A 12,279-nucleotide genomic window follows, 5' to 3' on the forward strand; every position below is an offset into this window, starting at 1 on the left:
GCTGGTAGCATTCCGCCATGAAGTACACGCGGGATTACCGGGAACGGCACACGCTCGACGACGGCACCCTCGTCGAATTCCGTGCCGTGCAGCCCTCGCACAAGGCGATGCTGGCGCAGGGGTTCACCCGCCTCTCGCCCGAATCCCGCCGCCGGCGCTTCTTCACGAGCAAGACCGGCCTGAGCGACGAGGAACTGCGCTACCTCACCGAGTTCGACGGCACGGACCACTATGCGCTGGGCGCAATGCTCCCCGCCGGCGAGCCCGACGGCGACGGCGAACCGGAGGGCATCGGCGTCGCCCGCTTCGTCCGCAGCACGTCGGACCCGGAAACAGCAGAGATCTCCATCGTCGTGGTGGACGACTGGCAGCACCGTGGCGTCGGCAAACGTCTGCTGGAACGCATCGCCGGGGCGGCGGCCGAGCGGGGCATCCGCCGCATCCGCTCCGTGGCGCTCGCTGACAACCCGGACGTGCGCGAGCTGCTGGAGCGGCATACGGAGGGCCTGGAAGTGCGCCGGTCGGAGCCCGGGGTCGTCGAGTTCACCTTCCCGCTGACGATGCCGGTGAGCGAAGACATCTTCGAGGCCCTGTTCTCGACCCTGCGTCTTGTGGCGCTGGGCTCGTTCATCGTACCGATCTGGTTCGGCGAGCAGACCGTTAGACGCCTGCTGTCGCTGGGCCGGAAGCGGGAACGCGATACCGGGGATGCGCCGGACGGCTCCTGAAACGCCTGCCGCTCGCTTATACTGCCGCGCGGGATATCGACGCAGGGGAGCCAACCGATGAAGCCGACCGTTTGCAAACTCGCCAATCGCCTCGCCGCCACGGCGGCGCTGGTCACCCTCGCCTGGGGTTGCAGCCCGTCGCCGGAACCGGTCGCCGGAACCGCCACCCGCGCGGCCGCCGGCGCGGAACCGGCCGAGCTTATCCTGAGCGGCGGCACCATCGTTACCCTCACGGACCCGACCCTCCAAGCCGGCGCCATCGCGATTCGGAACGGCAGAATCCAGGCCGTGGGCACGGCCGAGGACATCGCGGCCGCCTGGCAAGGCCCCGGGACGGTCGTACGGGAACTCGGCGGCCGCACGGTGCTCCCCGGCTTCATCGATGCCCACGGTCATTTCCTGCAGGTGGGCTTCCTGGCGCAGTCCGCCAGCCTGTTGCCGCCGCCGGACGGTGGCGTGACGGACTTCGCCACCCTGGCCGCCGCGTTACAGGGCCACCGGGACAGCGACCAGGCGGAGAAAATGGGCTGGATCGTCGGCATGGGCTACGACGACGCCCAGCTCGCCGAGCAGCGCCATCCCACCGCCGCGGACCTCGACGCCATGATCTCCGACATGCCGGTGCTGCTGATCCACCAGTCCGGCCACGTCGCCGCCGTCAACAGCGCAGGCCTCGAGGCACTCGGCATCACGGCCGCGAGCCAGGATCCGCCAGGGGGCGTGATCCGGCGCAAGGCCGGCAGCCGCGAACCGGACGGCGTGCTGGAGGAGACCGCCTTCTTCGCCACGCTCGACAAGCTGCCGCTGCCGGAGGACCCGGAGAGCTTCGCCGCCATGGTGGCTGCCGCCCAGGAGTCCTACGCCGCCGCCGGCTTCACGACGGCCCAGGAAGGCCGCGCACTCCCGGCCAACGTGCGTGCCCTGCAGGCTGCGGCAAAAGGCGGTCTGCTGCAGCTGGACATCGATGTCTACCCGGACCCCACCTTCGCGCGCGACGCCGCGGAGTTCGACGGCCTCATGGCGAACGCATCACGCCAGTACGAGAATCACCTCCGCATCCCGGGCATCAAGCTGTCGCTCGACGGCTCGCCCCAGGCGAAGACGGCCTGGCTGAGCCTGCCCTATCACGTGGCCCCGCACGGCCAGGACGAGGACTACCGGGGCTATCCCCAGCTCGAGGACGATTACCTCGCGACCGAGGTACGGCGTGCCTTCGAGAACGGCTGGCAGGTGCTGACCCACGTCAACGGCGACGCCGCCATCGATCAGTTCCTGGCGGCCGTCGGCGAGGCCACCGAAGCGCTCGGGCCGGGCGACCGCCGACCGGTGGCCATCCACGCCCAGACCGCGCGCGAAGACCAGCTGGATGCCATGGGACAGCTCGGCGTGATCCCCTCGTTCATGTCCGTGCACACGTTCTACTGGGGCGACTGGCACCGCGACAGCGTGCTCGGGCCGGAGCGCGCGGCACGCATCTCGCCGGCCCGTTCGGCACTCGAGCGCGGCATCGTCTACACCAGCCACAACGATGCGCCGGTGACACCGCCGAACAGCCGGATGATCCTCTACAGCCAGGTGAACCGGCTGACCCGTTCGGGCCAGGTACTGGGAGCCGAACAGCGCGTCACGGCCAGGCAGGCCCTGGAGGCCATCACGAGCAGCGCCGCACGACAGCTGTTCGAGGAAGAGCGCAAGGGCACCATCGAGCCGGGCAAACTGGCCGATCTCGTGATCGTCGACCGCAATCCGCTGACGATCCCGCCGGAGGAACTCATGGAGCTCGCCGTGCTCGAGACCATCAAGGAGGGCGAGACGATCTGGCGGCGGGGAGCGGAGACCGCGACGGCGGCTCGCTGAGCCACCCGGACCCGCCGCGCCGATCGGCGCCGATCCGGGCCCGATCACACGGATCGGTCCGGGGCACCTCGCAGGCGAGCCTGCAGCTTCTGCGGCGCCACCCGCGCGAGCAGGCGCAAGCGGCTGGCGAGGCGTGACAGGCGCCCGCCGCCGCGGCTGCTGCCCGGCAGCGAGAGCCACAGCCTGAGCAGGTGGCGCCGCTCCGCGGCGTCCGCGTAATCCTCGTAGGCCGTGCGGGCGTGCAGCACGGTGTGATTGGAGACCAGCTGGATGTCCCCGGGCGCCAGATCCATGTCCAGGCGGTTATCGGGATCCTCGGCAATGCTCTCGTACAGGTCCAGCAGTTCACGCTCGGTGTCGCTCATCGACGGCACGTGCTCGTAGCCGAACGCCGAGCGGAAATAGTCGCTGTGATAGAAGGTGCGCAGCTGCCCGCCATGGTAACGGCAGGGCTCGATCGGCACCGTGCGGACGTCACCTTCGCCGTGGGTATCGAGGTGGAAGGGCCGGTAGAGGCGCTCCACCAGGTCCGGCCGCCGCGACAGCAAATCGTTGTAGACCGTCACCGAACTCACGATGCGGCTGAGACCGCCTGCCCTGGCCTTGCGCAGGCACAGCAGCCCGACCACGTCCGCCGCGTCGCAGTGATAGGCGATGTTTTTCGCCGTCTTGTAGTAGCGGCCCGACTGCCGGTCCCGGTCGGAGCGGGTATCGATGACGTGCCCGAGCAGGTCGCCTTCCGGGTTCTGGGTGCCGGGTATGCCCAGGTGCAGGCCGAACGCCCAGAAGAAGGTCTCCGCCTCCTCCTCGCTCCAGTCGGCGACCGGCACGCCGCGGATCAGCCGGAAGCCCCGGCCGTCGGTCAGTTCCCGGCGCCATTCGTCGATGCGCGGAGTCAGCAGGGGCAGCGGGAAGTCTCGCCGCCGCAGCGTTCGCGCCTCGATCCCCGCGGCCTGCACCGCTGCAACGGCCGCGCGGATCTCGGCCACCTCGGCCGCGGTCAGTTCGTGCACCCAGTCGGAACGATGTCGCAGCTCGCGGCCCCGCCAGGCAGCCGGCCCGTCCACGGGCGCTCGCCGGACACCCTCGTGGGGCCGCGCGAAGTAGTGCAGGGTCTGCGCCTGCAGGGTGTTGTAGGAGCGGCGGTCGAACATCGCGTGCAGATGTCCGTCTGCTCTCCGGGACCTAGCCCAGCGAGGCGGCCGCGTCCTTGATGGCGCGCCGGATGCGCACGTAAGTGGCGCAGCGGCAGAGGTTGCCGTCCATGGCCTCGTCGATGTCCTTGTCGCTCGGCTTCGGGTTCTTCTTCAGCAGGTCGACCGCAGACATGATCTGGCCGGACTGGCAGTAGCCGCATTGCGGCACGTCAATCGCCTGCCAGGCCGCGCGGACCGCGTCGGCCTCGGGGCCCTCGACGCCCTCGATGGTGGTGACGCTCGAATCGGCGACGCTGCCCACCGGGGTCACGCAGGCACGCCGCGCCTTACCGTCCACGTAGACGACGCAGGCGCCGCACTGGGAGATGCCGCAGCCGTACTTCGTGCCGGTGAGCTGGAGCCGGTCGCGCAGCGCCCACAGCAGCGGCATCTCGCTCGGGACGTCGAGTTCGACGGTTTCACCGTTGACGGTCAGTTTGGTGCTCATGACTGTTCACTCCCGCTGCTGAGGCTGTCCAGACTGTCCGCGTTCGGCCCGAAGACGGGCAGGCGGCGGATGCGCTTGCCGGTGGCGGCGTAGATCGCGTTCGTGAGTGCCGGCGCGGCCGGCGGTGTCGGCGGCTCGCCCACCCCGCACGGCGGGGCGTGGGATTCCATGATCTTCACCTCGAAGTTCCGCGGCGCCTCGCTCATCTTCATGATGCGCCAGGAGGGGAAGTTCTCCTGCTGGATGACGCCGTTCTTCGCGGTGATCTCCCCGTACAGCGCGTTGGAGAGCCCGTACAGGCAACCGCCTTCCATCTGCGCCTCCACGTGCCGGGTATTCACCACGGTGCCGGCGTCGATGGCCGACCACACGCCCGGTATGGTCAGCCGGCCCTCGTCGTCCACCTTCACTTCGACCACGGTGGCCACGTAGGCCAGGAAGGAGCGATGCGCGGCGATGCCCAGCCCGCCGCCGCTGCCCATCGTGCGGCCCCAGCCGGCCATCTCGGCGGCCATCTTGGTCACGTTGGCCAGCCGGCCGGTATCGATCGGATATTCCTCGAACGGGTCACCGTAGTTGTCGTACTCGGCGCCCTCCTCGCGCGGGTCCACGATCCGCGGCGGTCCGATCAGCTCCAGCAGGAAGTCTTTCTGGTCGCGGCCGGCGGCCGCCGCGAGTTCGGCGGCGAAGCTCTGGATGGCGAAGGCGTGGTAGACGTTGGCCACCGAGCGCAGCCAGCCGATGCGCACCTTCGCTTCGGCCGGCCCGGTCTCCAGCTGCAGGTTCGGCACGATGAAGGGGTTGTCCGAGGCGCCCAGGCGCAGCTCGCCCCAGGAAGGCTCCGTGACGCCCTTCTGGAAAGTCGACGGGATGGGCGGGAATACGGTGCGGTGCAGAAACGCCGTGCAGCGGCCCTCCTCGTCCAGGCCGCCCTCCATATGCTGGCCGCTCACCGAGTGGAAGTAGCCGTGCTTGAGGTCGTCCTCCCGGCTCCAGGTGACTTTCACCGGCCTGCCGATCTCCCGCGCGAGCAATGCGGCTTCCACGGCGAAGTCCGGCTTGGACTTGCGGCCGAACGCGCCGCCGAGCCACGTGGGCGTCACGATCACCTTCTCCGGGTCGACGTCCAGCGCCCCCGCCACCGCGGACCGGGTGGCCTGGGGCGCCTGCACGCAGGCCCAGACCTCGCACTTGTCGCCGTCCCAGCGCGCGGTGGCCGCCGGCGGCTCCATGGGTGCCTGGGACAGATGCGGAACGTAGTAGTCGGCGGATACCCGCTTCGCCGCTGACTCCAGCGCTTTCTTCACGTCACCACGGCTGCGCCGCACCTGGCCGGGCTTGCGGGCCGTCTCCAGGAGCTGTTCGCGGAACGCGTCGGAGTCGTAGTCGCCGTTCGGGCCCGCCTCCCACTCGATCTCCAGCGCCTCGCGGCCCTGCAGGGCGGACCAGGTGTTGTCGGCGATCACTGCGACGCCGCCGAGGGGCTTGAAGGCCGCCGGCGGTTCGGGCGAATCCAGCCGCACGGTACGCAGCACGCCGGGCACCTCGAGCGCCTTCTCGTCGTTCACGCTCTTCACGCTGCCGAACACCACCGGCGGCCGGGCGATGACCGCGTAGACCATGTCGGGCACCTGCATGTCGATGCCGAACGTGCCCTTGCCGACCACGATGTCGGGTACTGTCAGGGAACCGATGTCCTTGCCGATGTAGCGCCAGTCGCTGCGGTCCTTCAGCCGGACGGCGTCCTTGCCGGGGATGTCGAGGCCGGCGGCGTCCGCGGCCAGTTCGCCGTAGCCGAGGGTGCGCCCGCTGGGCCCGTGCACCACCTCGTGCAGCTCTGCCTTGCACTCTTCGGCCGGCACGTCCCAGCGGTTCGCCGCCGCGGTCTCCAGCATGTGGCGCATGCCGGCACCGGCGTAGCGCAGCCGGGTGAGGTTGCGGCGCACGGAGCGCGAGCCGTCGGTGTTCTGGTCGCCGTATTTCGGATGACCGATCGCCTGCACGACCTCGATGCGTCCCCAGTCGGCCTCGAGCTCGTCCGCCATGATCTGGGCCATGGCGGTCCAGGTCTGCTGACCCATCTCGGAACGGTGGCAGGTCAGCTTGACGGTGCCGTCCTTCTCGATGCTGATGAAGAGGCTCGGCGTGGCGTCTCCGCCGCGCAAGGCGCTGAGGCCGCCGGCCGTCTGGTCGGCCCGCACGCGGCCCGTCAGTGACAGCGCGAATACGAAGCCCGTGCCCGCCGCGATGCCGGCGAGGACGTCCCGCCGGGTGACCCGCGCGAGGGGGATCTCCGTGAGTGCTCCGGTATCGTCCTGCCGCCAGCTGAGCGGCCCCGCTTCCATCTCCGGTCCCCCGTCCAATTCCATGCTCGATCCGATGTCCCTCGCCATGCCAGACTCCCTGTGTCGCGGTGCAACAAAGCGCCTCGGCGCCGGCTATCAACATAACACGGCAGTGGGCCCGGTATCAGGTGCCCACCTCAGGCACTCATGTCAGGCACTCGAGGGCGACGCGCGCTCTATCAGCCCGCGGGCATCGAGTTCCAGCCCCGGCGCAAACGCGCCCCAGGTGTAGCCCCGCTCGGAGCGCAGGCGGGTGGCGGCGAAACCCTCGGCCACGATCCGCGGCGCGGCGCGGAAGAGCTCCGCCCCCTGGAATGCGAGCGCCAGCGACTCGACGAAGTGCCGGGCCGTGGCTTCGCCCAGCGCCTCCTTCACATTCAGCGTCCTGACCGTGTAGATCAGGCCGTCGAGGTGGCGGTCCGCGCCGCGGGCCTCGTCCAGTTCCGCGAACAGCGCTTCCAGCACGCCCGGGTCGCGCTGGATCGCGCGCAGGGTATCCAGCGCGATCACGTTGCCGGAGCCTTCCCAGATGCTGTTCAGCGGCGACTGGCGGAAGTAACGCGGCACCGGCGTCTCCTCTACGTAGCCGGCGCCGCCGAGACACTCCATGGCCTCGTAGACGAGAGAGGGCGTGCGCTTGCAGATCCAGTACTTCGCAATTGGCGTGAGGATGCGCGCGATGGCTGCGGCATGCTCCGAGTGCGGGGCGTCGTCGAAGGCGCGGGCCACCCGGAAACTCATGGCGAGCGCCGCCTCCTGCTCCAGCGCGAGATCCGCGAGCACCTGGGCCATGGCCGGGTGTTCCACGAGCCGCGGGCCGAAGGCGCGCCGGTGCTCGGCGTGCCAGAGCGCTTGGGACAGCGCGGCACGCATGATGGCCGTCGAGCCCACCATGCAGTCGAGCCGGGTGCCCTGCACCATTTCGATGATGGTGCGCACGCCGCGGCCTTCCCCGCCCACCATCCGCGCCCACGCGTTGTGGTACTCGATCTCGCTGGAGGCATTGGAGCGATCGCCGAGCTTGTCCTTCAGGCGCACGACCTGGATGGTGTTCCGCGTCCCGTCCGGGCGCCACTTCGGCGTGAAGAAGCAGGACAGGCCGCCATCGGTCTTCGCCAGCGTGAGGAAGCCGTCGCTCATCGGCGCCGAGCAGAACCACTTGTGGCCGACGAGCTCGTACTCTCCCTCCGCGCCGAGGGGCACGGCCCGGGTGGTGTTCGCGCGCACGTCGGAGCCGCCCTGCTTCTCCGTCATCGCCATGCCGAGGGTGACGCCCCGCTTCTCCTCCGCCGGGATACAGCGGGGATCATAGGCCGCCGCCGTCACCCGCGGCTCCCACTCCGCCGCCAGGTCCGGCTGATGGCGCAGCGTGGGGATGCAGGCGTACGTCATCGAGAAAGGGCAGCATACGCCCTGATCCGCCTGGCTCAGGACGTACATCAGCGCCGAGTGCGCCACGTGCCCGCCCTGCTCCGCCGTCCAGGCCACCGAACTCACGCCGCTCTCCAGCCCCAGCGCCATCAGCCGGTGGTAGTCGGGATGGAAATCCGCCTCGTCGATACGCTGGCCGTAGCGGTCGAAGGCCTTCAGCACCGGCGGACTGGCATTCGCCCGTGCCGCCCAGTCCTGGACCTCGGCCGAGCCGACCCGCGCGCCCAGCCGGCCGAGTTCGGCGTCCATCCAGGCGGCGCCGTTACGGCTCACCGCCTCCTTCAGCGCGATATCGTTCTCGTAACAGTTGACGCCCTCCAGCGGCGGCGCCTGGTTGATGACCTCGTGGGTCGCGAGTTCGGTGCGCGGCTTCCGGTGTCCCATCGTTCGCTCCGGTCGGTGGATCTGCCCACAATGTAACGCCGCCGCCGGGCGGCGTCAGCCGTGGATGGACCGGATGGCCGTGCCGGCCGGCGCTTCAGTTCTTCTCCCGGTCCACCAGCCGGTTGGCCGTGATCCAGGGCATCATCTCCCTGAGCCGCGCGCCGGTGGTCTCGATGAGATGCGCCTCCGTGTTGCGCCGCTGCGCCGTCATCGACGGGTAGTTCATGGCGCCTTCGGCGATGAACGACTTGGCGTACTCGCCGCTCTGGATGCGATCCAGGGCATTGCGCATCGCGGCCCGGGACTGCTCGTTGATGACTTCCTTGCCGGTGAAGTACTCGCCGTACTCCGCGTTATTGGAGATGGAGTAGTTCATGTTGGCGATGCCGCCCTCGTACATCAGGTCGACGATCAGCTTCAGCTCGTGCAGGCACTCGAAGTACGCCAGTTCCGGTGCGTAGCCCGCCTCGACCAGCGTCTCGAAGCCGGCCTTGACCAGCTCCACGCAGCCGCCGCAGAGCACGGTCTGCTCGCCGAAGAGATCGGTCTCCGTCTCGTCGCGGAAGGTGGTCTCGATGATCGCCGTGCGGCCGCCGCCGATGCCGCAGGCATAAGACAGCGCGACATCCTTCGCCCGACCGCTCGCATCCTGGAAAATGGCCACGAGATCCGGGATGCCGGCGCCTTTCGCGAACTCGCTGCGCACCGTGTGGCCGGGCGCCTTCGGCGCGATCATGACGACGTCGAGATCCGCCCGCGGCACCACCTGGTTGTAATGGATGACGAAGCCGTGGGCGAACGCGAGGGTGGCGCCCTGCTTCAGGTTCGGCTCGACCTGATCCCGGTACAGCGCCGCCATGGACTCGTCCGGCGCCAGCATCATCACGAGATCGGCGCCGGAGACGGCCTCGGCCACGCCCTGCACCCGCAGCCCCGCCCTCTCGGCCTTCGCCACGGATGAAGAGCCCTCCCGCAGCCCCACGGTGACGTCGACGCCTGAGTCCTGCAGATTCAGGGCATGGGCATGGCCCTGGGAGCCGTAGCCGATCACGGAGACCTTCATGCCCTGGACAATGGAGAGATCGCAGTCCTTGTCGTAGTAGATGTTCATGGCGGGCTCCTGTGGATGATGTGGAGGCATGTGATGATCATGTAGGAGGGCCTTCAGGCCCGACCTGGTTTATTGGATCGGGCCTGAAGGCCCTCCTACATCGGATGGGGGCACCATAGTGCAACGGGTGTATTTTCTGAAATGAAATATTTAAAATCTTGTGTTGCGTTTTCTGCAATACAGGAGCCGGCATGGACGACCGCAGCCTGCGCGCCTGCCTGAGCCTGGCGGACACCCTGCACTACGGGCGGGCCAGCGGGGCCTGCCACATGAGCCCGTCAACGCTCAGCCGGATCATCAGCGGCCTGGAGGAGGAACTCGGCGTCCGCCTGTTCGAGCGGGACAATCGCAGCGTCAGCCTCACCCCGGCGGGCGAGCGCTTCCGCGCCTGGGCCCGCGGGACGCTGGAGGAGTGGGAGGCGCTGCGCGCCGGCCTGGCCGCCGACAGCGACGAGCTGACCGGCGAGATCAGCATCTACTGCTCGGTCACGGCCAGCTACAGCTTCCTTTACGACCCGGTCGCCGAGTTCCGGCGCCGCCATCGGCGGGTACGGATCACGGTGCACACCGGCGACCCCGAGCAGGCCGTCGCCCGGGTCCGAGCGGGAGACGAGGATCTGGCCATCGGCGCGCGCCCGGAGCGGCTGCCCGCAACCCTCGCCTTCGAGCCCATGGCCGTCTCGCCGCTGGTATTCATCGCCTCGCGGGAGGACCCGGACGTGGGTCGATTCCTGCGGCCGCGCATGCGGCCTGCGGACTGGGCCGAGGTGCCCATGATATTGCCGGAGCGGGGACTCGCCCGCGACCGGGTCGAGCGCTGGTTCAGGGACAAGGGGATACGTCCGCAGGTGCTGGCCCAGGCGGCCGGCAACGAGGCCATCGTCAGCATGGTCGGGCTCGGCGGCGGCGTGGGTGTCGTGCCGCTGATCGTGCTGGAGAACAGTCCGCTCGCCGGCAGCGTGCGGCAGGTGTCTGCCCGCCCCGCACTGGCGCCTTTCGAGGTGGGGCTGTTCGCGCGCCGCAAGCGGCTCGGCGACCGCCTGGTGCGGGCCTTCTGGTCGGCGCTGACCGCCGGCGGCCCGGCGCCCCGGGCGAATTCCTAGCCGGGGACGATACCCGCCAGTTCGGCGGGAGTGATCTTCAGCGACTTCGCCACCATGTCGAAGAAGTTCACCTCGCGCTCGCTGATGCGGCAGTCGCTGTGAATGACGTCGGCGAGTGCCTTGGCGATGGCGACCCGCTCCGAGGATTGCAGCCGCTTCGACACGCTGGACAGATAGTCGGGCAGCGGTGCGTTCTCGTAGATTTCGGACTTGGCCGCGACGCGGATGTCGGCGGCGTCGATCTCCTCGTCCAGGATACGCTTGAGGGTGGTCTGCACCGTATCCACCTCGGCCGGGTCGATATTGGCATCGGCGCTCGTGGCGCGGGAGAGGGTCATCAGCAGCACTTCCTTGAACAGGGTGCGCCGCTCTTCCTCGGTCGGCTCCGAGCCGCCGAAAATCTTCAGTACGCTACTGAGATCCGCTATCGCCATGTGAGGTCTCCCGCCTTGTCCGGGCCGCCGCTGCAGCGGCCCGTATTGTGATTGTGGGCGCAGTATATACGTATGGGAGCCGATCTTGCACGGCCATGGTGCGCCCGGCGCGTCAGCCCATGACACGATCTCTGCCCGCGCGCTTGGCGCGGTACAGGTTTGCGTCCGCCCTGCCGAGGACGGCGGCCCGGTCTTTTCCCCGTCCGCTGGCCGCCACCCCGATGCTGACGGTCACCCTGAGCGACGGAGCCAGATCGCTCCAGTCGAGCGCCGCGACCGCCGCGCGGATGTCCTCGCCGATGCGGACGGCCGCAGTGGCGTCCGTGGCGGGCAGACAGATCAGGAACTCCTCTCCGCCGTAGCGGGCTACCATGTCGGTCTCCCGACAATGCGACTCCAGCAGTCGCGAGAGCCGCTCCAGCACCGCATCGCCCACGGCGTGTGAATGCGTGTCGTTGATCAGCTTGAAATGGTCGACGTCGGCGAGGACCACGCCCAGCGGACGCCCGAGGCGCTCCGCAAGCTCGAGCTGACCGTCGATGAAGCCGTCGGCATAACGTCGGTTGAACAGCCCGGTGAGCTTGTCCCGTGTGGCCTGCCGTTCGAGCTCCAGTGTCTTGGCCCTGAGTTCGCGGGTGCGCTCCTCCACCAGCGCCTCCAGCCGCTGGCGCATGTCCGCGAACTCCTTCAGCGCCAGCATGCCCAGCGAGAGGACGAACAGCAGGGTCATGATGACGGCCACCTCCATCCGGCTGAAGACGATCGCCACCAGGACGGCGGCCGGGATCGAGCCGATCTCGATCATCGTCTGGAAGGCGCTGAACATTCCCGCCGTATCCATGCCGCGCAGGCTCACGTAGATGCGCATGCCGATCTCGTTGATAGCCTGCATCGCCAGCGCCAGCAGCGCGATTACGGCTGCGCTGTACCAGTCGATGGCGATCAGCGGCACCGGGCCGCCGAGCCTGACGTAGAGCAGCCCCGAGACGAGGATCATCAGCGACATGAGACCCGCGTTGTGCAGGGAGGCCGTGACGGTGCGGCGGATGCTGCCGCTGCGCAGCCGCTGCAGCGGCCAGAGGAGAGAAGCCAGGCCGTTGATGATTGCGGCATCCACCGGCCCCAGCAAGAGCAGGCTGGATACCTGGGCCACACGGTCGAAGGAGACATGGCCGAAGGTCGGGTGGGGATAACCCACGGTGATCGTGAACAGCCCGAACAACAGGAAAAAGCCTGCCAGCG

The 12,279-nt window shown here is 68.9% G+C and carries 10 protein-coding genes; 3 read left to right on the forward strand and 7 right to left on the reverse strand.

Annotated features, from left to right (window positions below; translation table 11 throughout):
• Positions 1-17: 17 nt before the first annotated feature.
• The gene (locus ACJMKZ_RS13485) at positions 18-728 is read left to right on the forward strand and encodes a GNAT family N-acetyltransferase (RefSeq protein WP_405233720.1); all 711 of its coding nucleotides are present in this window, start codon (positions 18-20) and stop codon (positions 726-728) included.
• A gap of 57 nt (positions 729-785) precedes the next feature.
• Positions 786-2,585 carry an amidohydrolase gene (locus tag ACJMKZ_RS13490; protein ID WP_405233721.1) on the forward strand — a complete coding sequence of 600 codons (1,800 nt, stop codon included), beginning with the start codon at positions 786-788 and terminating at the stop codon, positions 2,583-2,585.
• A 44-nt stretch (positions 2,586-2,629) separates the two neighbouring features.
• Here the strand turns inward: ACJMKZ_RS13490 and ACJMKZ_RS13495 are convergent, their stop codons facing one another.
• The 5 genes from ACJMKZ_RS13495 to ilvC form a co-directional block, all read right to left on the reverse strand.
• Complete coding sequence (locus ACJMKZ_RS13495) at positions 2,630-3,739, reverse strand: TauD/TfdA family dioxygenase (RefSeq protein WP_405233722.1); 1,110 nt, start codon at positions 3,737-3,739, stop codon at positions 2,630-2,632.
• Between the two features lie 31 nt (positions 3,740-3,770).
• Positions 3,771-4,229 (reverse strand): (2Fe-2S)-binding protein, encoded by a 459-nt coding sequence (locus tag ACJMKZ_RS13500; RefSeq protein WP_405233723.1) that lies wholly within the window; start codon positions 4,227-4,229, stop codon positions 3,771-3,773.
• Positions 4,226-6,574 (reverse strand): xanthine dehydrogenase family protein molybdopterin-binding subunit, encoded by a 2,349-nt coding sequence (locus ACJMKZ_RS13505; RefSeq protein WP_405234170.1) that lies wholly within the window; start codon positions 6,572-6,574, stop codon positions 4,226-4,228. Before ACJMKZ_RS13505 ends, ACJMKZ_RS13500 begins: the two co-directional genes overlap by 4 nt.
• Positions 6,575-6,724: 150 nt before the next feature.
• Positions 6,725-8,389, reverse strand: a complete 1,665-nt coding sequence (locus tag ACJMKZ_RS13510) for an acyl-CoA dehydrogenase family protein (protein ID WP_405233724.1) — start codon at positions 8,387-8,389, stop codon at positions 6,725-6,727.
• Between the two features lie 94 nt (positions 8,390-8,483).
• A complete protein-coding gene (gene ilvC, locus ACJMKZ_RS13515) occupies positions 8,484-9,500 on the reverse strand; it encodes a ketol-acid reductoisomerase (protein ID WP_405233725.1) in 1,017 nt (338 codons plus the stop codon).
• A 191-nt stretch (positions 9,501-9,691) separates the two neighbouring features.
• Between ilvC and ilvY the strand changes: the two genes are divergently transcribed.
• Positions 9,692-10,603, forward strand: a complete 912-nt coding sequence (ilvY, locus tag ACJMKZ_RS13520; protein WP_405233726.1) for an HTH-type transcriptional activator IlvY — start codon at positions 9,692-9,694, stop codon at positions 10,601-10,603.
• Here ilvY and ACJMKZ_RS13525 read toward each other — a convergent pair.
• Positions 10,600-11,037 carry a TerB family tellurite resistance protein gene (locus ACJMKZ_RS13525; protein ID WP_405233727.1) on the reverse strand — a complete coding sequence of 146 codons (438 nt, stop codon included), beginning with the start codon at positions 11,035-11,037 and terminating at the stop codon, positions 10,600-10,602. The genes ilvY and ACJMKZ_RS13525 overlap by 4 nt on opposite strands.
• Before the next feature lie 112 nt (positions 11,038-11,149).
• Positions 11,150-12,259 (reverse strand): GGDEF domain-containing protein, encoded by a 1,110-nt coding sequence (locus tag ACJMKZ_RS13530; RefSeq protein ID WP_405233728.1) that lies wholly within the window; start codon positions 12,257-12,259, stop codon positions 11,150-11,152.
• Between the last annotated feature and the right edge of the window lie 20 nt (positions 12,260-12,279).

Origin of the sequence: Lentisalinibacter salinarum, assembly GCF_040706555.1 — a bacterium.
Lineage (GTDB): Bacteria > Pseudomonadota > Gammaproteobacteria > Steroidobacterales > Woeseiaceae > Lentisalinibacter > Lentisalinibacter salinarum.

Bases quoted from the DNA above. Each gene is read 5' to 3' on its own strand.
- ACJMKZ_RS13495 (WP_405233722.1), bottom strand. From the start codon at position 3,739: ATGTTCGACCGCCGCTCCTACAACACCCTGCAGGCGCAGACCCTGCAC.
- ACJMKZ_RS13500 (WP_405233723.1), bottom strand. From the start codon at position 4,229: ATGAGCACCAAACTGACCGTCAACGGTGAAACCGTCGAACTCGACGTC.
- ACJMKZ_RS13525 (WP_405233727.1), bottom strand. From the start codon at position 11,037: ATGGCGATAGCGGATCTCAGTAGCGTACTGAAGATTTTCGGCGGCTCG.
- ilvY (WP_405233726.1), top strand. From the start codon at position 9,692: ATGGACGACCGCAGCCTGCGCGCCTGCCTGAGCCTGGCGGACACCCTG.
- ilvC (WP_405233725.1), bottom strand. From the start codon at position 9,500: ATGAACATCTACTACGACAAGGACTGCGATCTCTCCATTGTCCAGGGC.
- ACJMKZ_RS13510 (WP_405233724.1), bottom strand. From the start codon at position 8,389: ATGGGACACCGGAAGCCGCGCACCGAACTCGCGACCCACGAGGTCATC.
- ACJMKZ_RS13485 (WP_405233720.1), top strand. From the start codon at position 18: ATGAAGTACACGCGGGATTACCGGGAACGGCACACGCTCGACGACGGC.
- ACJMKZ_RS13490 (WP_405233721.1), top strand. From the start codon at position 786: ATGAAGCCGACCGTTTGCAAACTCGCCAATCGCCTCGCCGCCACGGCG.
- ACJMKZ_RS13505 (WP_405234170.1), bottom strand. From the start codon at position 6,574: ATGGAAGCGGGGCCGCTCAGCTGGCGGCAGGACGATACCGGAGCACTC.